This window comes from Bacillus sp. JZ34 (genome assembly GCF_053903205.1).
In genome coordinates this window covers 408742-431417 of the sequence record NZ_CP096403.1, presented here as the reverse complement: position 1 = coordinate 431417, position 22676 = coordinate 408742, and the positions used below count along the sequence as shown (strand labels likewise).

Annotated in this window: 25 protein-coding genes; 4 read left to right on the top strand and 21 right to left on the bottom strand. The window is 45.5% G+C overall.

What is annotated here, in order from left to right; translation table 11 throughout:
* Positions 1–168: 168 nt before the first annotated feature.
* The 16 genes from atpE to M1D90_RS02010 form a co-directional block, all read right to left on the bottom strand.
* Entirely contained in the window at positions 169–381 is a 213-nt protein-coding gene (gene atpE / locus M1D90_RS02085) for a F0F1 ATP synthase subunit C (RefSeq protein WP_020453260.1), read from the bottom strand.
* Positions 382–430: 49 nt separating this feature from the next.
* On the bottom strand, positions 431–1102 hold the full coding sequence (gene atpB / locus M1D90_RS02080; RefSeq protein WP_025810648.1) for a F0F1 ATP synthase subunit A: 672 nt from the start codon (positions 1100–1102) through the stop codon (positions 431–433).
* A gap of 67 nt (positions 1103–1169) precedes the next feature.
* Positions 1170–1553, bottom strand: a complete 384-nt coding sequence (locus tag M1D90_RS02075; RefSeq protein ID WP_020453262.1) for an ATP synthase subunit I — start codon at positions 1551–1553, stop codon at positions 1170–1172.
* Between the two features lie 400 nt (positions 1554–1953).
* On the bottom strand, positions 1954–2583 hold the full coding sequence (upp, locus tag M1D90_RS02070; protein WP_020453263.1) for a uracil phosphoribosyltransferase: 630 nt from the start codon (positions 2581–2583) through the stop codon (positions 1954–1956).
* Positions 2584–2710: 127 nt separating this feature from the next.
* The gene (gene glyA / locus M1D90_RS02065; protein ID WP_105979550.1) at positions 2711–3958 is read right to left on the bottom strand and encodes a serine hydroxymethyltransferase; all 1248 of its coding nucleotides are present in this window, start codon (positions 3956–3958) and stop codon (positions 2711–2713) included.
* A gap of 226 nt (positions 3959–4184) precedes the next feature.
* A complete protein-coding gene (locus M1D90_RS02060) occupies positions 4185–4727 on the bottom strand; it encodes a TIGR01440 family protein (RefSeq protein WP_105979548.1) in 543 nt (180 codons plus the stop codon).
* A 15-nt stretch (positions 4728–4742) separates the two neighbouring features.
* Entirely contained in the window at positions 4743–5192 is a 450-nt protein-coding gene (gene rpiB, locus M1D90_RS02055; RefSeq protein ID WP_020453266.1) for a ribose 5-phosphate isomerase B, read from the bottom strand.
* Positions 5193–5329: 137 nt separating this feature from the next.
* Positions 5330–5785, bottom strand: a complete 456-nt coding sequence (locus tag M1D90_RS02050; RefSeq protein WP_023857079.1) for a low molecular weight protein arginine phosphatase — start codon at positions 5783–5785, stop codon at positions 5330–5332.
* A gap of 150 nt (positions 5786–5935) precedes the next feature.
* Positions 5936–6496: a manganese efflux pump MntP gene (locus M1D90_RS02045; RefSeq protein ID WP_023857078.1), complete on the bottom strand. Its 561-nt coding sequence runs from the start codon at positions 6494–6496 to the stop codon at positions 5936–5938.
* 74 nt (positions 6497–6570) lie between these two features.
* Positions 6571–7614 (bottom strand): L-threonylcarbamoyladenylate synthase, encoded by a 1044-nt coding sequence (locus tag M1D90_RS02040; protein WP_186439811.1) that lies wholly within the window; start codon positions 7612–7614, stop codon positions 6571–6573.
* 157 nt (positions 7615–7771) lie between these two features.
* Positions 7772–8215: a GNAT family N-acetyltransferase gene (locus M1D90_RS02035; RefSeq protein WP_023857076.1), complete on the bottom strand. Its 444-nt coding sequence runs from the start codon at positions 8213–8215 to the stop codon at positions 7772–7774.
* 343 nt (positions 8216–8558) lie between these two features.
* Positions 8559–9224, bottom strand: coding sequence for a stage II sporulation protein R (gene spoIIR, locus M1D90_RS02030; RefSeq protein WP_186439812.1), 666 nt, complete (start codon positions 9222–9224; stop codon positions 8559–8561).
* A gap of 120 nt (positions 9225–9344) precedes the next feature.
* Positions 9345–10529 carry an MFS transporter gene (locus M1D90_RS02025; RefSeq protein WP_095291445.1) on the bottom strand — a complete coding sequence of 395 codons (1185 nt, stop codon included), beginning with the start codon at positions 10527–10529 and terminating at the stop codon, positions 9345–9347.
* A 74-nt stretch (positions 10530–10603) separates the two neighbouring features.
* Complete coding sequence (locus M1D90_RS02020) at positions 10604–11650, bottom strand: Gfo/Idh/MocA family protein (protein WP_105979544.1); 1047 nt, start codon at positions 11648–11650, stop codon at positions 10604–10606.
* Positions 11651–11663: 13 nt separating this feature from the next.
* Entirely contained in the window at positions 11664–12512 is an 849-nt protein-coding gene (locus tag M1D90_RS02015) for an HAD-IIB family hydrolase (RefSeq protein WP_025810643.1), read from the bottom strand.
* On the bottom strand, positions 12499–13812 hold the full coding sequence (locus tag M1D90_RS02010) for a DegT/DnrJ/EryC1/StrS family aminotransferase (protein WP_144497868.1): 1314 nt from the start codon (positions 13810–13812) through the stop codon (positions 12499–12501). The genes M1D90_RS02015 and M1D90_RS02010 overlap by 14 nt, the downstream gene beginning before the upstream one ends.
* A 106-nt stretch (positions 13813–13918) precedes the next feature.
* Between M1D90_RS02010 and M1D90_RS02005 the strand changes: the two genes are divergently transcribed.
* A complete protein-coding gene (locus M1D90_RS02005; protein ID WP_020453276.1) occupies positions 13919–14908 on the top strand; it encodes a LacI family DNA-binding transcriptional regulator in 990 nt (329 codons plus the stop codon).
* A gap of 557 nt (positions 14909–15465) precedes the next feature.
* The gene (locus M1D90_RS02000; protein ID WP_456283470.1) at positions 15466–15642 is read left to right on the top strand and encodes a hypothetical protein; all 177 of its coding nucleotides are present in this window, start codon (positions 15466–15468) and stop codon (positions 15640–15642) included.
* A 33-nt stretch (positions 15643–15675) separates the two neighbouring features.
* On the opposite strand, the gene prmC is transcribed toward M1D90_RS02000, so the two are convergent.
* Positions 15676–16542 carry a peptide chain release factor N(5)-glutamine methyltransferase gene (gene prmC / locus M1D90_RS01995; protein ID WP_023857069.1) on the bottom strand — a complete coding sequence of 289 codons (867 nt, stop codon included), beginning with the start codon at positions 16540–16542 and terminating at the stop codon, positions 15676–15678.
* 1 nt (position 16543) lies between these two features.
* Positions 16544–17614 carry a peptide chain release factor 1 gene (prfA, locus tag M1D90_RS01990; protein ID WP_020453279.1) on the bottom strand — a complete coding sequence of 357 codons (1071 nt, stop codon included), beginning with the start codon at positions 17612–17614 and terminating at the stop codon, positions 16544–16546.
* 135 nt (positions 17615–17749) lie between these two features.
* On the opposite strand from prfA, the gene gloA2 reads away from it, so the two are divergent.
* Entirely contained in the window at positions 17750–18133 is a 384-nt protein-coding gene (gene gloA2, locus M1D90_RS01985; protein ID WP_105979542.1) for an SMU1112c/YaeR family gloxylase I-like metalloprotein, read from the top strand.
* A 135-nt stretch (positions 18134–18268) separates the two neighbouring features.
* A complete protein-coding gene (gene racA / locus M1D90_RS01980) occupies positions 18269–18829 on the top strand; it encodes a chromosome-anchoring protein RacA (RefSeq protein WP_456283105.1) in 561 nt (186 codons plus the stop codon).
* Positions 18830–18880: 51 nt separating this feature from the next.
* On the opposite strand, the gene M1D90_RS01975 is transcribed toward racA, so the two are convergent.
* The 3 genes from M1D90_RS01975 to M1D90_RS01965 all read right to left on the bottom strand — a co-directional run bounded on the left by M1D90_RS01975 (position 18881) and on the right by M1D90_RS01965 (position 22642).
* A complete protein-coding gene (locus M1D90_RS01975; protein ID WP_020453282.1) occupies positions 18881–19837 on the bottom strand; it encodes an AEC family transporter in 957 nt (318 codons plus the stop codon).
* Between the two features lie 177 nt (positions 19838–20014).
* Complete coding sequence (gene malS / locus M1D90_RS01970) at positions 20015–21718, bottom strand: oxaloacetate-decarboxylating malate dehydrogenase (protein WP_456283104.1); 1704 nt, start codon at positions 21716–21718, stop codon at positions 20015–20017.
* 339 nt (positions 21719–22057) lie between these two features.
* Entirely contained in the window at positions 22058–22642 is a 585-nt protein-coding gene (locus tag M1D90_RS01965; RefSeq protein WP_020453284.1) for a thymidine kinase, read from the bottom strand.
* Between the last annotated feature and the right edge of the window lie 34 nt (positions 22643–22676).

The following is a 22676-nucleotide window of genomic DNA, read 5'->3' as shown; positions in this document are numbered from 1 at the left end:
CGGCAACTCCCTTCTTGCAGATTATCTCTCCGAGGCCATCGAAAAAATGTTCTCCCTCTTTTTTCAAGAGGTTGTTTCTTCCGGCCGTTATGACAGTTCAAGCAACCATAAAGCAATGGCGAAGGCCTCTTGCAGTGATCTTCGCCATTTTACTAGTTATATAAGTTTTTAGCCGAAGAATGCTAAGAACGCGATAACAACAGCGATAATCGGAAGGGCCTCAACCAATGCTACCCCGATGAACATAAGCGTTCTTAATTCTTTACCAGCCTCAGGCTGACGTGCGATTCCTTCTACTGTACGTGATACGATAAGTCCGTTACCAATACCTGCACCAAGTGCACCTAATCCAATTGCGATTGCAGCTGCTATTAAATTCATGAAAAAGTTCCTCCTTTAAATTGTTATCCTTTTCGGATATGTCTTGTTTTTAGTGTTCATGACTTACTTTGTGAGACATGTAAACCATTGTTAACATCGTGAAGATGAATGCCTGGATTGTACCTACGAACAAGCTGAACGCCTGCCATAAGATCATCGGCACAACCGCTCCAATGGTTCCAACCAGCCCCATGAAAATGCTTTGAGAATAGAAGTTGGTTGCCATTCCGGCAAGAAGGCCGAGCAGAATTTCGCCGGCGAAAATATTACCGTAAAGACGCAATCCCAATGTTAATGTATTCGCAAATTCTTCAATAATTTTGAGCGGCACTAAATACGGAATTGGTCTGAAGAAATCTTTGGTATACTCCCCCAACCCTTTTCTTTTCACTCCGTAGTAATGAGTGAGGCCTACTACCATGACGGCGAGGGTTAAAGTAACCGCCGGATCGGCTGTCGGGGATTTCCACCATAATTCATGGCCTACTGTAATGGAAAACGGAAGGCCGAGCATGTTGGCAACAAATATGTACATCAGCAGGGTTATGCCAAGGGCGAGAAAGTCTCTGCCGACTTTAAGATCCATTGTGCTGCCGATAATATTGCGAACAAAGTCGACAATCCACTCCATAAAGTTCTGGGCTTTCGTCGGCCGGATCGCGAGTGTTCTTGTGGTCAGCACCGCTATCAGAAAGACGATGATGCTTGTCACAGTAATCATTAAGATACTTGATACATCAAAGTTAAGGCCTAAAAAGTTAACAACTCTTGATTCGTGCAAAGGGTCTTCACCTCTCTTCCATTGATGAACGTTTTAGCTGGATAAAGGAATCTATCATAATGACAGGATAAATTGTCATCAACCCCACAATGACGCCTGCCAAATGAATATATTCAGGGTATTTATAAGCAATGGCCGCCGCGATAATGGCGTTGCACAATCTGGAAGCAGTCCCGAGAGAACGGATCATTTTGCCTTTTGCCACTGCTTTATCGAAGGCCTGCATCCTTTTGGTCAGCAGCCAGAGATTGAAATAGCTGAAAACAGTGCCGGTAATCAGGCCTAAAAAAATCGCCTGAAATGGCAGAAATCCATAGCCTAACACGCAGACTGCTAAAATATATAGGACATATTTTTGTTGCCTACGGAATGAAAGACTCGCATCGGTCATCAAATACGCTCCTGATGTGAAAATTTTAAATCTATCTTACGATTACGGTAAACTAGGCGGTCTGACCATTTTACAGAACGTAGTGTTCTGTTCAAGACTTCACACACTCCGAAAATTCTCGGGCCGGTGATCTGTCTGTCGCCTGCAAATATGGGGTTTTCAAAGGATTTTAACAGAGGACTGGTCATTATGATAACCGCTATGAAAACCTTATCATAATAGCCTATTTTAGCATACAATAGCCCCCCTGAGGTGTCAATCTGTTTAAAGTTAAAAAACTATTCATAATCACAGCGTCTCTCACAAAATGTTCACAAATTCGCCCCATTTAAGACGCACACATGTTTAATTATGGTATAAAACACAAAAAAAGAAAACCCTTTTTCAGGATTTTCTTACATTATTTCGTTCCGAACATGCGGTCTCCGGCGTCGCCCAATCCGGGAACGATATATCCTTTTTCATTTAGTTTCTCATCCAAAGCGGCAATGTAAATGTCAACATCAGGATGATGCTTCTGAACTTCGTCTACACCTTCCGGAGCAGCGATCAGACACATAAAACGGATATTTTTTGCGCCGCGTTTCTTCAAGCTGTTCAGTGCCTCTACCGCCGAACCTCCGGTAGCCAGCATCGGATCGACGACGATGAATTCGCGTTCTTCAACATCGGATGGAAGCTTGACATAATATTCAACAGGCTTCAATGTTTCAGGATCACGGTAAAGCCCGACATGTCCGACTTTTGCAGCGGGAATCAGCTTCAAAATTCCGTCTACCATTCCCAGTCCCGCTCTTAGAATCGGAACAACCCCGAGTTTTTTTCCGGCGATGACGTTTGACTTTGCCATTTGCACAGGAGTTTCTACATTCACTTCCTCCAGCGGCAGGTCCCGCGTAATCTCAAATGCCATCAGCGTTGCAACCTCATCAACAAGCTCTCTGAATTCTTTTGTTCCGGTCTCTACATCCCGGATGTATGTAAGCTTATGCTGTATAAGAGGGTGGTCAAACACATATACCTTTCCCATATCCGTTTTCAGCTCCTTTTTTTCACACACTTCTATTGATTCTACATAAAAAAACAGCTTGTTTCAACAAAAATCAGGAGACAATTTTATGAAAAAAGCCGCCCCTTTTGGGAGCGGCACAAATATCTTAGTAATCAAGCCCGGTATATAACGGGTATTTGCTTGTCAGCGCTTCTACGCGCTGTTTTGCTTCTTCCAGCTTCGCTTCGTCTTCATGGTTTTTAAGGGCAAACGCGATGATCGCTCCCACTTCTTCGATCGCTTCCAGATCAAAGCCGCGGCTTGTCACGGCTGCTGTACCTACGCGGATTCCGCTCGTTACGAAAGGTTTTTCAGGATCATAAGGAATCGCGTTTTTGTTGACGGTGATGCCGACTTCATCAAGAACATTTTCAGCCACTTTTCCGGTCATGCCGAGAGAGCGCAGGTCGACCAGCACAAGATGGTTATCCGTTCCGCCTGATACGAGCTCGATGCCCTCTTTTTTCAATGTTTCAGCCAAGTGCTTCGCATTATTGATGACATTTTGGGCGTATGTTTTGAATTCGTCTTTTAAAGCTTCGCCAAAGGAAACAGCCTTTGCAGCGATCACGTGCATTAACGGTCCGCCTTGAATTCCAGGGAAGATCGACTTGTCGATTTGCTTTGCAAACTCTTCACGGCAAAGAATCATGCCGCCGCGCGGTCCGCGAAGCGTTTTATGAGTTGTCGTCGTCACAAAGTCAGAGTAAGGAACAGGATTCGGGTGAAGACCTGCTGCTACAAGTCCGGCGATATGCGCCATGTCTACCATCACATAGGCTCCGACTTCATCAGCGATTTCGCGGAACTTTTTAAAATCGATGGTGCGCGGATACGCGCTTGCCCCGGCCACGATCAGCTTAGGCTTATGTTTAAGCGCTTTTTCACGTACATCTTCGTAGTCAATATACTGCGTCTCTTTATCAACACCGTATTCAACGAAATTGTACTGAACACCGCTGAAGTTGACAGGGCTGCCGTGCGTTAAATGTCCGCCGTGAGCAAGGTTCATTCCCAATACGGTGTCACCGTGCTCTAAAATCGTGAAGTATACCGCCATGTTCGCTTGTGCGCCGGAATGCGGCTGAACGTTGACGTGCTCGGCGCCGAAAATCTGCTTGGCGCGGTCGCGCGCGATATCCTCTGCGACATCTACATGCTCACATCCGCCGTAGTAGCGTTTACCAGGATATCCTTCCGCATATTTATTTGTTAAAACCGAGCCTTGAGCTTCCATAACCGCTTCGCTTACAAAGTTTTCAGAAGCGATCAGCTCAATCTTCGACTGTTGACGTTTCCGCTCATCTTGAATGGCGCTAAAAACTTGTTCATCTTGCGCAGGTAAATGTTTCATCAGCGAGATCCTCTCCTATCTGTTTCCATTTCGTTAATTATACCATCTCATTGTACACGGTTTTTCATGCAAATGTAAGAGATTATTTTTAAAAATCGTTTTTTATTATTGGAAAAACCGAATATTAAACGAATAGACAAATCATATAGTTCGACATATCATTTGTTCAAAAAATTATTTTAATAAAGAAAAAAAGCCTGTCCGGCTCTTCCCCCCGCTTCTTCCGCTACTCCGCTTCATAGACGGCGCGGACGCCTCCAATCAGCTTCGGCCTTGTCCGCGCAAGCGTCACATGCGCTTCGCCCAGCTGTTTTTGAGAGACGCGGACAGGAACGGCCACAGGCTTTAAATGCATCCCTATAAACGTGTCGCCGATGTCGATCCCCGCATCGGCCTCTATTTGTTCAACAAGGACAGGAGCCTTCATATGTTGATAGGCATATGAAGCCATGGAACCCCCCGCTTTCGGAACAGGAACAGCAAAAACAACGGGAAGACGGTATGCTTTCGCCGTTTCTTCCTCGACAACCAACGCCCTGTTTAAATGCTCGCAGCATTGAAAAGCAAGGGCGACTCCTGTTTGATCCCTGAGCTCTTCTAAGCCTTTGTAGACCGCTTCAGCGATTTGTCCGCTTCCCGAAGTGCCGATTCGCCTTCCGGCCACCTCGCTTGTGCTGCATCCGATGACGACGATGTGGCCGTTGCGTAAATTTGCCTGCTGATGAAATTCATCTAATATAGAACGCCATGTTTGTTCGAGATTCTTCATGATTGACGACACCCTTTATTCATGCTTGTCTTCATAATCGGCGATTTTTCCGATGCGGACAGCGTGCCGCCCGGCTGAAAACTCAGTCGTAAGCCAAACCTTTGCAATCTCTCTCGCTAAACCAGGGCCGATCACCCGTTCACCCATCGCAAGAACATTCGTGTCATTGTGCTCTCTTGTCATTTTCGCGCTGAAAACGTCGTGGACAAGGGCGCAGCGGATGCCTTTTACTTTATTGGCGGAAATGCTCATGCCGATTCCTGTTCCGCATATTAAAATGCCTCTGTCAGCTTCCCCGTCCGCCACTTTTTGCGCGACCGGAAACGCATAATCCGGGTAGTCCACAGATCCTGAACCGCATTCGCAGCCGTAATCTTCGTATTCGATGTTCAATTCATCCATCAATGCCATAATTTCTTTTCTGATATTGATTCCGCCGTGATCTGAAGCAATGATTACTTTCATTGGAATGACTCCTCCTCGTTTGATGTGCCGCCAAAAGTCTCGTGCAGACCGTTAAGCAGTATACAGCCGCTATATATTTCTGATTGATCATGTCTATTGTACCCGCTGCCGCTCGATTTGCAAACGCTCCTTAGCTTCTATTCCCGAGATTTTCCCGCCAGCATTTCTGCCAATTTTTTCAGCAGCTGCTCCAGCTCATCTCTCGTTTTTTGATAGTCGCTGAGAGATCCGCCGAACGGGTCAATGATGTCCCCGCTTTCTCCTTTGACATACTCTTTCAGCGTATAGATTTTATCTCGGCTCTTTGAAAATTCATGTACTGCCACCTGTTTGTGCTGCTCCGTCATCGTCAACACGAGATCCGCCCATTCAACCTTCTCCTCGGAAAGCTGTGAAGATGTATGATTCAGAGCGATGTTTTTTTCAAAAAGCGCTTCGACTGCATATAAAGAAGCTTTTCCGTTTTCAGGAGCAAACAACCCGGCAGATTTGACGGAGACATCCAGTTTTTTTTCGGCAGCCGCAGATTTAAAAAGCGCTTCCGCCATCGGGCTGCGGCACGTATTTCCAGTACAGACAAATAGTATGTTCAATCCTGTTCACTCCTTTGTTCATATTATAAAGGATTCAGCCGGAAAATAATAAAATCCGCTCCAGAAATCAAAAAAGAGAGGATCTCTCCCCTCTTTTTCTAAGTTTCATTATGTTATGCAAAGCGGGAAAAAGATTTTCTCCTCTTTCAATTAAATGGGCAGCAAAAGCTTCAGGCCGAAGCTCAGTAGGATGGCTCCTCCGAGCGCTTCGCTGTAAGCACCAAGCCACGTTTGAACCTTTTTTCCAAGCAGCAGACCCGCCCAAGTTAACACCATGCTGAACAAACCGAACAAAAAGATCGTTAATAGCGGTTTCGTCCCGTAGAGGCCGAGGCTGAGACCGACTGAAAAGCTGTCGAGGCTGACGCCGACGGCAAAAATGAATAAGCCGAAGCCGTGCGGAGAGATGATCTGCTCCCCGCTTTTATTAAAAGATGCGGCAATCATCTGAATGCCCAGCACCAATAAAAGCGCTCCTCCAAGATACCCCGCAAGCGCACCAAGCGCGCCCGAAAGAAACTGTCCCGCAATCATACCGCCAAGCGGCATGATGACATGGAACAATCCAATAATGACGCCGATTTGAAAGATTTGGTTCCTTTTCAGCTTGGCCATTCCCATTCCAAGACCGACTGAAAAGGCATCCATGCCGAGTGCAAAAGCCATGATCGAGAGCGTCAGGATTTCGCCTATTAACACATCAACATTCATGCAATTCCCCCTTGGACACGCCAGCTTTTCTAGCTTATGCACGTCCAAAGGCGGATAGAACAACCCTGCTTAGGCTACGCTTCGATTACGCGATGGCCTGCCGCTTTCAAGAGCCGGTTCATAATCGCCCGGCCCACCCCTTCCTCAGGGAAAGACTCAGCAAAAATAAAATCGAGCTGTTCTTCGTCAAAGCTGCGGAGAATGTCATACAAACCGGCGGCAACCGTTTCAAGACAGTCTCTTCTGCCGCAGATGCGGACGGCATCCGCCTGATAGGCACCGGCCCGTTCCTCTGTCGTAAGGACGCCGACTTTCATGCCGTCTTTCTGATATTGGCCGATCAGCCGTTGAATATCTTCAACGCTTCCGTTCACAATGGCAAGCGGGGCTTCCGGTGCATAATGCGTATATTTCATCCCAGGAGACATCGGCGCCTTTTTTTCGTCGGTGAGGCCCTGGTCAATCAAGACAGAGCCGGCCGCTTCTTCGAGCTGCTCTTTTGTGACGCCGCCCGGCCTCAAAATGACCGGAATTTCCCCGGTGCATGAAACAACTGTTGATTCAACCCCTACTCCTGTAGGACCGCCGTCAACGATACCTGCAATCCTTCCATTTAAATCGTGAACGACATGCTCGGCTTTCGTCGGACTCGGTTTCCCGGACAGATTGGCGCTCGGGGCGGCCACCGGAACGCCGGCCTGTCTAATCAGCTCAAGGGCAACAGGATGATCAGGCATTCTGACCGCGACCGTATCGAGCCCCGCCGTCACCTTTGTGGATAACACCCCGGGTCTGCAAGGCAGCACAAGGGTCAGCGGTCCGGGCCAAAAACGCTTCATCAGCATTTCGGCCTGAGGCGAATCAACCTCTGCAAATTCTCCGAGCTGTTCAATTTCAGCGATGTGGACAATGAGCGGATTGTCGCTCGGACGCCCTTTCGCTTCGTATATTTTAGCTACTGCTTCGCTGTGTTTGGCGTTTGCACCAAGACCGTAAACCGTCTCTGTCGGAAAAGCAACCGTTTCATTTTGCTTGAGCAGTCTTGCCGCTTGTGCAATTTGTGGACAGTTTGTGGACAAATCACGTTTTACATCCACAGTCCATACTTTTGTTTTCATTAACATCAAAACTCCCTTAACAAAACACTAAAAACGTTAATCATTCATGTAAATCCTGTTGAAAGTATAAAAGATGAAGAAAAAGAAAACAAGCGTTGTCCACATTTTGTGGATAACGCTTTTGAATCCGTGGATATCTCTGTGTATAAGTTAACGGCTAATTAGACGTTTTCTCCATCAAAACGGCTCCGTTTACGCTCAACGAGTCTGAAACATGCTCTGATCCATCAAGCTCTTCCGGAATTGCCGCAGCTTGTTTAAAACCGAGCACTTCAAGGAAATCCATCGATGTTCGTTTATTGGCAACTAAATACAGGGTTTGGATTCCCCGCTTTTCACACAATACCTGCATGCTTTGAAACAGGGAAACGATGTGGCCCTGGCTGAGCTTGTCAGACACGACAAGCGAGCGCAGCAGCCCTTTTTTGTTTTCAAATTCCTCCATTCCGAGGCAGGCGACGATTTCATCGGGAGGGTCTTCCATCATGATAAACTGGCTCTTCGCTTCCTCAATGCCTTTATGGCTTGTCCCCGCCTTTTTTAAAAACGCTTCGATCGCATTCATGTCTTTCATTTCCGCTAACCTCAATTGGTAGAACATCTTTTCACCCCGTTTTTTAACTTCTCTATCCAATCTATGAGGGCGACAGTAAAATATACCTTTTGATTTGGAAGAAAGCCGGCAATTCATTTTTCAATTTTGATTAGCAGGAACTAATGCTTTGAATGAGTATGCAAATGAACTCTGTACTGGTGATAAGACAGTTTCTCTTTCTACCGGGCAATGTAATTGACACATCAGAAAGGGGCAGAAGGTGTATATTCGAAAAGCAGTATTTTCCCTGAACCGTTTTGGAAAATTATATCATATTCAAAAGCGTGAATAACCATCATGAAAAAACAAACAGTAAAAAACCGCCCTGCACGAAAGCACGGCGGTTCCTTTAAGAAAAAAGCCCGGTAATCCATTCGACAAGAAAAAATTTCACTTCTTTGTCTTCTTTATCTTTGCCAGATACCGCTTCATCTGCAGCGACTGTTTTTTCTTCCCGGGCGTTTTCCCCGGCATCGGTTTGTTCGTCTTCAGGCGACTTTACGGCTTCCCCATTGGAAAAATCAAGAAAGCAAAGCGGCGGAAACAGGACACACCACCAGTTGGCTCCCTCTCCCTTGCCTAATGTAATTAAAACAGCCTCATATTCTCCGGCTGGATACACCATATTGCCGTATAGCTTTGTCGGAAATGAAACTCGATCAAAACGGACAGACACGGATTGCCGGACATTTTCGCGCTTCATAACATCCTTGGCAACCTCTTTGATTTCGGGCAGCTTCGACCTGATGACTTGTCTCGCTTCCTCAACCGAGGTCAGGTTTTCCACCCATTTCGTAATTTGTTTATTGACCTCATCCCTGATTTTACGTTTGACGCTTTGGTCGCTCCCGCTGTCGCTGTTTGCCAAAATCCGCAGCCGAATCGCTTCATCTGGAATCACGGCAGGCTTCCCGTCTGATGATTGGGCCGTCTCTTCCGTCGTGAGATTTGCAAGCGCTCCTATTAATAAAAGAAAAATATACATACAGGCAATGTTTGATTTTGATTTCTTCATTTTCCCCACCGTTCCTCTCCGTTCTTCAACCTTTTCTAGCAATATTATGGTCAAAGATGGAACGGTTTAAACGGATGCTGAAAAAAATTCTACTAAGCTTGTAATCTCTTCCTAAAAGGTCTACATATCCAAATGGCTCTGCTTGTTTTTTTGCAGGCCGGATAAAAAAATCACCGCGCTGATCACGAGCAGCAAGCCCCCCAATCCGCCGAACAGCAGAAACGGGAAGACAGCCGCTGCGCTTGCATCAATCGCCCAGCCGATCAAAAATGAAAGAAGCGCTCCTCCCAGACTTGCGGATGAAATGAAGAGACTGGTGATTTCCTCTGTAAAAGGCTTTCCAGCCAACGAGGCCAGAGTGACGGCGCACGGAAAAATGCCGGCTGCCGAGAGCCCGATGAAAAATACGAGGAGCAGCTGTGTTTGATGAACCGGAAACCATGCCAGAATCAAAAGCAAAACAGTCAAGGCTCCGGCACTGAAGATCAGAAAGGCAACGGAAGTCAAGCGTCCGCCAAAAATACTTGTCAACAAACGCCCGCACACCATTCCCGTCCAAAAAAACGAAACGCTGATCACGCTGATTTCTTCTGCTCCTTTTTCCAGCATCAGCGCCGGCAAAAAGTTTGCGAAATTGGTCTCGATACCCGCATATACAAAAGCGAATATGAGAAAAAGGAAAATGCTTTTTTCTTTCCTTCCGGTTTCAAATATGGCTGACACAGTCGGTTTTTCCTGATAAGTCATTTGACCGGAAGCAGTGTCAGGGGTTTTTCTGCACAAATAAACCACCCACATACACGCAAGCACAAAAACGAAGATAAATAAAGCATACAAGGGGAAATGCCAGGCATATCGTTCCGTAAGGATATAAATCAGAAAAGGAAACAGCAAAGCGCCCAATCCGAAAAAAACCTCTAAAATATTCATCCCCTTCGCATTTTTATCTTGGGCAATCACATACGCTCCCATCGTCGTTTCTAAAGTACCGGCGCCAAAGCCGAGCAAAAACCCCATGATGACAAAAAAGATGAACATATCAAAAAGGAACACGCCTAAAAGCGTTACGAGAATAAGAAGAAGGCCAAACGTCAATACAGCCGCATGAGAGGTGCGCCTGACAAATATCGGCGCAAGCAGGACACCGATTAGAAAACCGGTGAATTGGAAAAAGATCAGGAAGGATAGATCATGAACATCCCGGTGATATTCTTGAATGATATAAGGTGACAGGCTCCCCAGCAGGATATGGATAACCCCTACGAGAAAATAAAACGAACAGCCGAATAGAAATATTTTTTTCATTAGACTCACTCCTTCGTTGCAGACCATAAAACCCTTGCGGCTATTGGCACGGCCGGCAAGGGCTTTTCGCAATGCTAGTTTGCTTGTTTTGAAAGGGACAGCTGCTGACCTTTATTGAAAAATTCATTTAAGTAGAACTGCGTCTTGTATCCATCATCAAAAGTGGCAAGAGGTGCGAAATTGCGATCCCGAATTCCGTTCATCCATTGAATCAGCTGAACTCTGAAGGAATCGGCCCATCCGTAAAATTCATTTTCAGGGTCTGTCAGCCACGTGTCCGGCATTGTTATCATCTGCTCCGTCAATCCGGTCCTCAGCAAAAACTGATTTTTCTGCCGTGAATGATAGTAGAATACGCCGTTTTGGCCATTGACCTCGATGCTAAAGCCGCACTCATCCGCTTTTGTGCATTTTGACGTAATCATATTGACAAACACATGATTTTCAAGCTGGCCGTATACTTCAGAATGATCATCAACATATACCTGTTTTTGTTCTTTTTCTTTGACGACCGTCATCATTTTGACTTTTAAACTGTCCAGTTTAAACGGGCTGTCGAACAAATAAAGAATGAGATCGATTAAATGCACACCCAAATCTCCTAATGCCCCGCTCGTTTTATTGCTTTTCGAATGATCGCGCCAAGTATATTTTTTTCTTCTCAAGGCGCTGTTTTTCTTAAAATGGACATTGATGGACAAGATATCTCCAAGTTCATTGCCGGATAGCATATCTTTTAGGCGCTGAACAAATGTAAGATGGCGGTAATTGAAGCCCATGATCGGAATATAAGCAGATTGAGACGCCCTGTTTTTCATCTCCTCCGCTTCCTCCATTGAGACAGCCATCGGTTTTTCACACAATACATACTTACCTGCGGCCATCGCTTCAAGCACATGTTCTTTATGGCAAAAGTTCGGCGATGAAACGATGACTGCCGTCGACTGATTCAACAGCTCCTGCATACTGTTAAATGCGGTTCCTCCATATTCAAACGCACATTTGCGCGAGGCAAGCGAGTTGATATCAAAAAACCCGGAAAGCTCGGCACCTTTGACTGTTGAAAGAGCTTTCGCATGAGCTTTTGCAATTCCACCGGCTCCAATAATTCCGATTTTCATCTAAGGACACTCCTTATCGTTTGATATGGGCTTTTAGCACTTCTAAAATTCCAGCCGTATAGCTGCCTTCTGTCATACGGGAATGGAGCGACTTTGCTTCTGCTGTCGCATTCCCCACCAGATAACCATGTCCGGTTTTTTTAAGCATATCCACATCGTTTCCGCTGTCGCCGAAAGCAAATGAATTCTCCCTCTCTATCGCGAATTTATTCAATATAAAATCCACAATGTACGGTTTGCCTGTCCGCAAAGGGATAAAGTCCACATCATAGCTGTTTTCCGGATCGCCTGCCAAAGGGTTGCAGCGATTGATATTTACTCCTATTTCATGCTCTCTTGCAAGCCGTCTGATGGCTTCAAGCGCCCTCTTATCTGTGTTCTCATCCGACGATCTATAGTAATAGTTGATTTTATAGCGGGAAAAACCATGCTGAGTCTGAGGCACAAGCTCAATCTCATATTTTTTAGAGAGAGTCTGCTTGATTTCTTCGACCAGATCATGGGAGAAATTCGATTCTTGCAATCGGGCTTCCCAATCTTTATCAGAGACTTGGCCTTCTTCAGAGAAATACGTGATCTCAGTGCCAAGGTCACTAGCGACAAAATGCGGAAGATATCGAAAGCCTCCCCGCTTCATTTTTGCAAGAACGGATGACAGGCTGCTCCCGGTCACCCAGCCGAGCAAAATCTTGTGATCGAGATGGTTCGAATGAATAAATGTTTCAAGGTCCATGAGCGCTTTCCTCGATTCATCGGTGATGCTGTGGGCGAAATATGTCTCATCAAAATCGCAAAATACGGCGTACTTCGGCTTGTTTACTTGCTGCAAAGTGTGAAAAGAAAGTGTTTCATGATACGACATCAATTAAGGCCTCCATTACTTTGTCTTGTTCTTCTACGGTGAGTCCCGGATAGAGAGGAAGCTGAAGCATTTGTTTATGCACTGATTCAGTGACCGGCAGCGATGTATGCTGATAATCGGCTTTTACAAGTGGTGTGTTTTGATGATGGGATAAAATCGGGTAGTATATATCTGTTTGGACATTATGAAATTTAAGCATCATATCTTTGACTTGGTCTCGATTTCCGCTTATCATTTTAATTGTAAACAAATGCCATACATGATCATCGGTCATTTGAGGCAATTGGATCAGACCTCTGTCTTCATACTGCTGCAAATGCGTAATATAACGATCTGCTAAATATAAGCGCTTCAGATTATTTAATGAAAGATGTTTCATCCTTGCCAGTCCAATAGCGGCTTGCAGATTATCAATCTTAGCGTTAAAGCCGTAATCAGCAGCCTTTTTATTTTTTTGATTCAGTTCAAAGCCGTGGTACATATATTCCATGCATGCGGATGCAAATGATGGATCATCCGTCACAATTGCGCCTGCTTTTCCGCAAGTGCCGAGATTTTTATACGGATTAAAGCTTAATATGGAGCAAAGGCTGTTTTTTCCCAGATCGGAAACGCCGATCGACTGGCAGGCGTCTTCAATAATCGGGATGCCGTATTTATCAGCGATTTTTGCAATGGCTTCCATGTCTGGCAGCTTTCCATAAAGGTGTACAGGCAAAATGCATTTCGTTTTCAAAGTGATGCATGCTTCAAGTTCAGAAGGATCCATGCAAAATGTAACAGGGTCAATATCGCAGAAAACCGGAGTGCCTCCAGCTGCAAGCACGGCGTTTTCCGTTGCAGCAAAGCTGTTTGCAGGCATAATGACTTCATCACCTTGTCCAATACCCGCAGCTTTCAGTGCGACAATCATGGCATCGGTTCCGCTGGAGGAAGCCATGACATGCTTTTTTCTCAAAAGAGCGGCTATTTCAGCTTCAAATACACCGACATAAGAACCGCTTGTAAATTGCCCGGTCGGCAGCACGCCTTTCACCGCATGAATCACGTCATCTACTTCTTCTTCTGTGATCAGTCGATGAAGCGGCATAAAATCAACTCTGGAGGGCGGAGAATCCATTCTGTTTAGCAAATTGGCGGTCAAGTCGAATTGATCCTGCTGCAATGTCTCTTTTAATTTTTGATTAGCCAGTGTGTCGTCTATACGGCATTCACCAGCGTGCTTCCCTTCCTTCAAATCATTCAGAAGGACAAATAGCTGTTTGCTTGTGCAAGTCATGTTTTCGCTTGCGGTTTTCATCAATTTCACCCCATTTTTATTATTTTGGGAAATTGTCATATTTCATGACATATCTTAAATGATGGAATCGATACCATAACAACTCTTTTTTTCAGGAAGTGACTTTATGCCTACGATTGACGAAATTGCAAAATTAAGTAATGTGTCAAAAACAACTGTTTCAAGAGTACTGAACGACCATCCTTATGTATCTGAAGAAAAAAGGAAGCGTGTTTTGGAAGTCATCGAAAAATTGGACTACATTCCGAACACCTCTGCACGAAAGCTCAGATCCAACAAAACGATGTTTCTCGCAGTGTCTGTCCCTCACGCGGACCATCCATTCTTCGCGCAGCTCATGAAGCATGTGTCCGCTGAAGCGCTGAAACACCAATACAAAGTCATTGTGTTTCAGACGTTTTATCAAAAGCAGAATGAACTGAAAGTACTGGAGCTGCTCAAGAGGAAAGAAGTCGACGGGCTTATGTTATGCAGCCTTGAAAATGAGTGGGAAGACATCAAAAAATACGTCAAATACGGTCCCGTGGTCTTGGCAAATGAATTCCACGCTGAAGCGGACGTGCCGGTGATCTGCTATGACGAATTCGAAGCCGGATATAAAGGAACGGAGCTTTTTATTCAAAAAGGGCATCATTTAATGGCCTTTTGCTGTGACACGATACACAGCAAGGCCCAGATTATGAGAAAAGAAGGGTTTATGAAAGCATTGTCTGATGCGGGTTTACATTTCCAGGAGAAGTGGATGTTCAGCCACGCATTTACCATTCATGACGGCTTCCGTATTATGGACCAGATCCACAACATGTCCGAAAAGCCGACCGCCATTTTTACGGGAAACGACCAAGTGGCCGCAGGAATTATTAAAAGGGCCCGCTATTATCAATATGAAGTGCCAAAGCAGCTTGCAGTGCTTGGATATGATAATCAATCGATCTGTGAGGTGACCGATCCGGAAATCACGACAATCGATATACCTGTTGAAGAGCTGGCTCAAAAAGCCGTATGTGCAATGGTAAACCACCTAAATGGGGAAAGCGGATTACAGAGGGATGTCGTGACTCTGTCTCCTACATTAAAAATCAGACAATCTGTTTAGGGTATATATTAATCTTGAACTATTTTTTATTTTATTCAGATAAAATTTTTGTTAAAAAACGGTAAAGAAGGCCTTCTGAACGGTCATGGCTGCGGTTGCTGTTTTTTAACAAAAAAGACCGCCGGGAATTTGAACTGCCCCTCTTTTGTTAGACACACTTAACAATTGGAGGTGCAGTTTTTAAAATTTACAGTTGAGGAAATTCGCACAGTGTCTTTCATGGGTGGATTCGCAATACCGATATCATGGAGAAGACGCGTCTAAAAAGCCTATACAAGCTATTCTGCCGAAGATAAACCAAAAGGTACTTCACTCGAAAATGGGACATCTATCCGTGAAACAGCTTGAAACCGGAGGAATAGGTACCCTAAAAAGCGGAGTTTACCTATGAAGAAGGATCAGACGAAGGGACCCAAGCGGAAATTGAACGCCTGCGGATGGAGAATGCCTGCTTAAAAAAGTTGAAAGCCTTAGTTCAAAACAACGAAACATCACACAAAGCATGTCCCGTAAAGGCAACTGTCACGGCAATGCGGTGGCGGAAAGCTTCTTTTAGCATTTTAAAATCAGAATTCATTTATTTTAAAGAATTTGGAGCGTCGAACATTTCAAAAAATGACCCGCATAGTATATTGATTCTCTACAATCACAAACGGATCAAGATCAAATTAAAAGGCATGAAACCTGGTACTATACCGGAATCATGCCAGTCAAACTGCTTCATGAGATTTTAACTTTTTAGGGTCACTTCATTTCCGGCGGTTTCCTTAACGATGTTGCTCAATTACCGCGCAGACGATGCGGTCTTTTCCATTAAGATCCTTTTTCACCCGTACGTCAGCATCAGGAAAGAACCGGTGAAACATGTCTTTGACGGCATTCCCCTGAGTCCAGCCGATTTCAAACACCACCAGTGCCTGATCTGCGATGACAAATGGAATTTCTTTCATGAAACGCTTATAAAACTGCAATCCGTCAGCACCGTCCGTCAAAGCCCCGGCGGGTTCATGAAGACGTACGACATCTGACAGCGTCTTCATGTCTTCCTCAGATATATAAGGTGGATTTGAAACGATGACATCAGCTTTCTTCTGTCGCTTGATAAGCGGCTCAAGCAAATCGCCGCCGATAAAATCCACTTTCGCCCCAAGCCGGTCAGCGTTGTGTCTTGCCGTGCTTAAAGCTTGTTCCGAAATATCCGTCGCCGTGACGGAAAAACGCGGGCTCTCAAGCGCAAGAGTCACCGCAATCGCCCCGCTTCCTGTACCGATATCGACGGCTTTAAGGCGATCTGTTCCGTGAAAAACTCTTTCCGCTTCAGAAAGAACAGCTTCAACGACTTCCTCTGTTTCAGGACGCGGAATCAAAACGTGTTCATTTACGGAAAATTCCCGTCCGTAAAAGGATTCTTTTCCGGTGATATATTGAACAGGCACTCCTTGATGATGAAGCTCGACAGATTTTTTAAACCGCGAAAAATCAGACTCTGATATGACATCATGGAAGCTTGCCAACAGTTTGCTGCGGTCGATGTTCAGCTGATCTGTCAGCAAAATTTCCGCGGCATTCCGGTCTCTTCCCGCTTCGGCCAAATAAGAAGAAGCCCATTTAAGGGCTTCAAATACCGTCTTCATCTCAGCTTTCCGCCTCTTGCAGCTTGCTTGCCTGGTCTTCTACGATCAGCGCGTCGATGACTTCGTCAAGCTTGCCTTCAAGGATCTGGTCGAGCTTTTGGATCGTCAAGCCGATCCGGTGATCAGTGACGCGGTTTTGCGGAAAGTTATACGTGCGGATGCGCTCTGAACGGTCCCCTGTTCCGACTGCGGATTTTCGGTTTTGATCATATTCAGCCTGAGCTTCCTGCTGAAATTTATCGTAAATTCGCGCGCGCAGAACTTTCATCGCTTTTTCTTTGTTTTTGATCTGAGATTTCTCATCTTGGCAAGACACGACAACACCTGTCGGAAGGTGGGTCAGACGGACGGCTGACATCGTCGTATTGACGCTTTGCCCTCCCGGACCGCTCGACGCGAAGGTGTCGACACGGATGTCTTTTTCATGAATATCCACTTCTACCTCTTCAGCCTCAGGAAGACAGGCTACCGTTGCCGTGGATGTATGGATACGCCCGCCGGATTCGGTCTCTGGAACGCGCTGTACGCGGTGTGCGCCGTTCTCATACTTCAGCCTTGAGTATGCGCCGTTCCCATTGATCATAAAAATGATCTCTTTATATCCGCCTGTGCCTGTCATATTCGCTTCCATCACTTCTGTTTTCCAGCCTTGGAGCTCTGCGTAGCGGCTGTACATGCGGTACAGGTTGCCGGCAAACAAAGCAGCCTCTTCTCCGCCCGCTGCGCCGCGGATTTCCATGATAACGTTTTTGTCATCGTTCGGATCTTTCGGGATCAGCAATACCTTCAGCTGGTCTGTGAGCGACTCGATTTCTTCCTGCAGTTCGGAAATTTCCTCTTTAACCATCTCGCGCATATCGGAGTCCAGCTTTTCCTCAAGCATCGCTTTGGCATCGCTCAGCTGTTCCGACGCGCTCCGATAACGTCTGTATACTTCAACTGTTTCCTGTAAATCAGATTGTTCTTTCGAATATTCTCTAAGCTTCTTCGGATCGTTGACAACTTCCGGATCGCTTAATAGTTCATTTAATTTTTCGTACCGGTCCTCTATCGATTTTAAACGGTCTAACACGCTATTCACCTCTGTTTGCTGTGCGTAACATTCTAATTATAGTACAGGGACTCCTCCCCGTCAAAACAACTTCGCCGTTATCGGCAGCTGCCGCATCTTTTTGCTATACTTTTAAGAAAAAAGGAGCTTAACTCAATGCTGGAATCGATTCATCACATCGCCATCATATGCTCGGATTATGAAGCATCCAAAACATTCTATGTCGACAAGCTCGGACTTGAGATTCTGAGCGAAACGTACAGAAAGGACCGGGATTCATATAAACTGGATCTCTCATTAAACGGCCGCTATGTCATCGAGCTGTTTTCTTTTCCAGATCCGCCCGAGCGCCTTACCAGACCAGAAGCTGCCGGGCTCCGCCATTTGGCTTTCACAGTGGCCGATCTTGATCAGACCGTCAAGGAGCTCAAGCAAAAAGGCATCATTGCCGAACCGGTTCGCACCGATCCCGGAACAGGCAAGCGCTATACGTTCTTCTCCGATCCGGACGGCCTGCCTTTAGAGCTTTACGAGGAATAGCAACGCCTTCGCCATCTGTGGAAAAACCGCTTTCTTTGCCGAATCCCTTCTTCTTTTGTCTAACAGGAAGGAAGCTTTTCATTCAGGTCGAATACCCTTTTTAATGAACAGTTACAGGTTAAAAGGAGGTATCATATGAATACTGCTGATGCGGCAAATGAACTCGGGGTATCAACCAAAACGGTGCAGCGCTGGGTCAAGCAGCTGCAACTGCCCGCTTCCCGAAATGAGCTTGGCCACTACTTTTTCACGAAAGACGATATCGCCATTTTAAAAGAAGTAAAAGAGCAGTTAAAAAACGGTACGCCTATGCAGGATGTCACGGTCAAACGCCCGAAAAGAACCTTCCTCATCAAGAAAAACGAAATGGTTCAAACGGAAGAGCCGGCACCGCCGTTGAATGAGCGGCTCGAAGAAAGGCTGCAGCGTTTTTTAGAGCACGAACAGCTTGAACGCGAGCTGCTCCAAAAGAAAATCGCCGAGCTGGAAAGAAAGCTTGAACAAAAAGCGGACGATGTCGTCTCCTATCAGCTTCTGCAGCAAAGGCGCGAACTGGAAGAAGAACGGCAGCAGATCAAACATCTCGAACAGAAAATCAGTGAATTGGAAAGCATGAACCGCCACGAAAAAGATACAGCCGGCAGAAGAGAAGAAAAAAAACCGAAAAGCAAATTGAAATCGATCTTCTCTTTTTAAAGCGCAAAAAAGCTTGCAAGGCCATAAAACGGCTTCTTGCAAGCTTTTTCATTATGCTGTAATGGCAATCAATATCGGCAGTGAAATAATTGACAGCACCGCACTGATCACAAACGCGGATGCCGTTTCTGCTTCCTGGCTTTCAAAGTTTGTAGCAATCATAGCCGCCACGGCAGATCCAGGGAATGCCACAAGCAGAACCGCTTTTGTCATGTCGGCGGAAGAAAGGCCCACGACCATCGCGATCACAAACATTAAAGCAGGCTGAGCAGCGACTTTTAATAAAGCGATGCTCAAAGCAGGCATGCTGAATTTGATTTTACGGATTCCGACAGTCACCCCGACTGCGAAAAGAGCGATACCTGAAGTCGTATTTCCGAGCATATCAAGCATTTTCTGCGGCAATTCAGGAATTTGCAGACCGAATAATACAAGAATGATACTTGCAAGCGGTGCAAAAGCGAGCGGTTCAGACAAACCGTGTAAAATTGATTTTCCTGTTACCTTCCAAATGCTGTCTGTCGTTTCCGCTTGTTTTTTAGAAGAACGGCCGACAGTTCCGACGATGATCGCAAGAGGATCAAGCATCGCATTCACGACAATTCCCGTAATCGCGATCGGAATCGCAACTTCCTGCATGCCGAACAGGCTGCCCAATACCGGAATTCCCATAAAGGCGAATGTCGGCTGAGCTGAGTTTAATGAGAACATTGAAGCATCTGTTAAATCGTACTTAAATAAAAATCGTAAAAGAAGCAAAATAATTACGTAAAATCCAACGATACCGATGACCAGTGAAATCATCAGCGGAATCTGGCTGTAAAACTTATCTTTTGGCGTTGACAAAATGCTTGAAACAAAGTGGGCCGGAAGCGCGTATTTCGTAACGAGCGTACTTACCCCTTTTGCAGATTTAGCATCATAGCTTCCAAAGTGACCCGCGAACCATCCCAGCGCAATAACAAAAAATATTGGCGCAAGGAGGATTAAAATATTTAAAAAGTCCAAGACTGTTTCCTCCTCTATGTTGTCCCTTTCAGGGACGAATTAACGGCGGCTGATAAACGCAGTCGCCCTGTTACACAGCCGTCGATCCCATTTTTCATCTTTGATTGGTGCAGCCCGGTGACAAAATATCCGGACCCGGGCTGCTGTTTCTTTTTATCGTTTCCTCAGTATTGAATATTAGTCGCGTTTTGCAACAATTGTTTGATATTCCGGACGCCACATGGCTTCGCGAACCGCCTTTTCGACATCTTCAGGCTGAACTTGGGCCACGCCGTCTTTAATGGCAGCTTTCACAACATCAATTGCCACTTGAACGGATACGTCTTGCAGGTCGTCAATTTTCGGCAGCAGGCCTGCACCCGGTTTTTCATGGTCAACCATGTTCGCGACCGCGTTTGCAGATGCTGCAAACATGCCGTTTGTGATGACTTTCGCCTTCGAAACGATTGTTCCCAGGCCTAATCCAGGGAATACGAAAGCATTATTGGATTGTCCGATTTCGTGTTTCACGCCATTGTACTCAACAGCTTCAAACGGGCTTCCCGTCGCCACAAGCGCTTTTCCGTCCGTCCATTTGAACAAGTCTTCAGGAACAGCTTCAGCCAGATGTGTCGGATTGGACATCGGCAGAATCACCGGACGTTCAGTATGAGCCGCCATCTCTTTGATAATTTCTTCAGTGAAGGCGCCGGCAACACCTGATGTACCAATCAGAATGGTAGGCTTCACTTGACGGATGACTTCCTCAAAGGAAATCTCTCCCTTTTCATTGCGTTTCCATTCTTTCACTTCTTCGGTATCGCGCAAATACGGTTCTTGGAAATCCAAAATTTGATCCATGCCTGTCGTTAATAATCCTCTGTAGTCGACTGTCCAGAATGCGCGGCTGGCTTCTTCTTCTGAAAGCCCTTCAAGCACCATGGTGTCACGGATTTGGTCAGCAATTCCGATACCCGCAGAACCAGGTCCGAAGATGACGACGCGGTGGTCTTTCAAAGACGTGCCGGTCTTTTTAACAGCTGCTAAAATCGCTGCCAGCGTGATAGCCCCTGTTCCTTGGATATCATCGTTAAATGTTGAAATTTTATGGTTATATTTACTCATAATATTGCGAGCGTTTTTATTTCCTAAATCTTCCCAGTGAAGAAGCGCATTAGGGAAAAACTTCAATGCTGTTTCGACATAAGCGTCGATAAATTGTTCGTAACGCTCACCTTCTACACGCGGATGACGGTTTCCAATATAAAGCGGATCGTTTAGCAGTTTTTCATTATTCGTTCCGACATCCAGTACGACTGGGATGACGCGGCTCGGATCGATTCCTGCTGCCGCCGTATATACTGCAAGCTTACCAATTGCAATGTTGATGCCTCCGACGCCCCAGTCGCCGATGCCCAAGATGCTTTCGGAATCGGTCGCAACGATCAAATCGATGTCATCAGCAGACGCCTGCAGGTTTTTAAACGCCGTTTCGATTCCGTCTATATCATCGATTGACAAGTAAACACCGTGCGGTCTGCGGTATTCGTGGCTGTATTCCTGAATCGCTTCACCGACAGTTGGCGTATAGACAACTGGAAGCATTTCACGCAGATGGTTTTGCAATAATTTATAGAAAAGCACTTCGTTTCTGTTTTGCAGATCGTTCAAATATACATTTTGACGAAGTCTGTCAGGTTGACGGGAAAATTGTTCATAAGCCCGTTCCGCCTGCTGATCAAGGCTGAGAACAGTCGGCGGCAGAAGCCCTTCAAGACCAAGGTTCTTTCTTTCTTCAAGCGAAAATGCAACACCTTTATTAAGCGTCGGAATGGAAAGAACGTCTTTTCCCCGCAAAGAAGTCTCCAAATATCCTTCCTTCGTTCTTCTCATGTTGTTCACACTAATTACCTTCTTTCTTAAAATATTAATGAAGTGAAATAAATACGGTAAACAATATAGAACATTTGCCTTTTTTACACATGTAGATTGTCAAATATGTAACGCGCGTTTTTGACAAAAAACTGAACATTTCTTAAAACCTATTTACTTTTTACTGACTACAGTAAGTCATTTTATGCCTGACTTTGTCAAAATTCAAGCGATGAAAATTAGTTAATTTTTTCGTATTCTTAATTAAGTTTTTTAATTACATTAATTCCTATAAAAAGAATTCAATAAAAAAAACACTTGTTTTTACCAAGTGTTTTTTGCGTGAAAATCTTATGTGTTTGTCCGATTTCATTTTGGCTTTCCAGGCACTTCATGATGGTGGCGGCAGCGTGCTTCATATGCTTCGGAAGCCCCCACCAAAATGACCGGATCGTCATAAGAAGCAGGTTTTCCATTGATCAGCCTCTGCGTACGGCTGGCCGGAGATCCGCAGACAGAGCACACCGCTTGCAGCTTCGTCACCGTTTCCGCTAAAGCCATAAGATCTGGCACGACACCGAAAGGCTCGCCCCGGAAGTCCAAATCAAGACCTGCTGCAATCACACGGTAGCCCTGATCAGCCAGAGAAGTTAACGTGCCGACAATCGATTCGTCAAAAAACTGGACTTCATCGACGCCGATGACATCCGTTTCTTTGCTTATGTATTGAAAAATTTCTTCCGGAGATGCGATGGCATGGCAAACAATGGATGTCCCATTATGCGAAACAACCGATTCACTGCTGTAGCGATTGTCAATGGCTGGTTTAAACACTTTGACTTCCTGTCTCGCAAACGTTGCCCTTTTGATCCGGCGGATAAGCTCCTCTGACTTGCCCGAAAACATGCTTCCGCATATGAGCTCAAGCCATCCGCTTTGCTTCATGATGTACATCCGACTAACTCCTCTCCAGCGATTATTGCAAGTA

Excerpts from the sequence above, each read along its gene's own strand:
- atpE (WP_020453260.1), bottom strand. The coding sequence starts at position 381 with ATGAATTTAATAGCAGCTGCAATCGCAATTGGATTAGGTGCACTTGGT.
- atpB (WP_025810648.1), bottom strand. The coding sequence starts at position 1,102 with ATGATTACTGTGACAAGCATCATCGTCTTTCTGATAGCGGTGCTGACC.
- M1D90_RS02075 (WP_020453262.1), bottom strand. The coding sequence starts at position 1,553 with ATGACCGATGCGAGTCTTTCATTCCGTAGGCAACAAAAATATGTCCTA.
- upp (WP_020453263.1), bottom strand. The coding sequence starts at position 2,583 with ATGGGAAAGGTATATGTGTTTGACCACCCTCTTATACAGCATAAGCTT.
- glyA (WP_105979550.1), bottom strand. The coding sequence starts at position 3,958 with ATGAAACATTTACCTGCGCAAGATGAACAAGTTTTTAGCGCCATTCAA.
- M1D90_RS02060 (WP_105979548.1), bottom strand. The coding sequence starts at position 4,727 with ATGAAGAATCTCGAACAAACATGGCGTTCTATATTAGATGAATTTCAT.
- rpiB (WP_020453266.1), bottom strand. The coding sequence starts at position 5,192 with ATGAAAGTAATCATTGCTTCAGATCACGGCGGAATCAATATCAGAAAA.
- M1D90_RS02045 (WP_023857078.1), bottom strand. The coding sequence starts at position 6,496 with ATGAATGTTGATGTGTTAATAGGCGAAATCCTGACGCTCTCGATCATG.
- M1D90_RS02040 (WP_186439811.1), bottom strand. The coding sequence starts at position 7,614 with ATGAAAACAAAAGTATGGACTGTGGATGTAAAACGTGATTTGTCCACA.
- M1D90_RS02035 (WP_023857076.1), bottom strand. The coding sequence starts at position 8,215 with ATGTTCTACCAATTGAGGTTAGCGGAAATGAAAGACATGAATGCGATC.
- spoIIR (WP_186439812.1), bottom strand. The coding sequence starts at position 9,224 with ATGAAGAAATCAAAATCAAACATTGCCTGTATGTATATTTTTCTTTTA.
- M1D90_RS02025 (WP_095291445.1), bottom strand. The coding sequence starts at position 10,529 with ATGAAAAAAATATTTCTATTCGGCTGTTCGTTTTATTTTCTCGTAGGG.
- M1D90_RS02020 (WP_105979544.1), bottom strand. The coding sequence starts at position 11,650 with ATGAAAATCGGAATTATTGGAGCCGGTGGAATTGCAAAAGCTCATGCG.
- M1D90_RS02015 (WP_025810643.1), bottom strand. The coding sequence starts at position 12,512 with ATGTCGTATCATGAAACACTTTCTTTTCACACTTTGCAGCAAGTAAAC.
- M1D90_RS02010 (WP_144497868.1), bottom strand. The coding sequence starts at position 13,812 with ATGAAAACCGCAAGCGAAAACATGACTTGCACAAGCAAACAGCTATTT.
- M1D90_RS02005 (WP_020453276.1), top strand. The coding sequence starts at position 13,919 with ATGCCTACGATTGACGAAATTGCAAAATTAAGTAATGTGTCAAAAACA.
- prmC (WP_023857069.1), bottom strand. The coding sequence starts at position 16,542 with ATGAAGACGGTATTTGAAGCCCTTAAATGGGCTTCTTCTTATTTGGCC.
- gloA2 (WP_105979542.1), top strand. The coding sequence starts at position 17,750 with ATGCTGGAATCGATTCATCACATCGCCATCATATGCTCGGATTATGAA.
- racA (WP_456283105.1), top strand. The coding sequence starts at position 18,269 with ATGAATACTGCTGATGCGGCAAATGAACTCGGGGTATCAACCAAAACG.
- M1D90_RS01965 (WP_020453284.1), bottom strand. The coding sequence starts at position 22,642 with ATGTACATCATGAAGCAAAGCGGATGGCTTGAGCTCATATGCGGAAGC.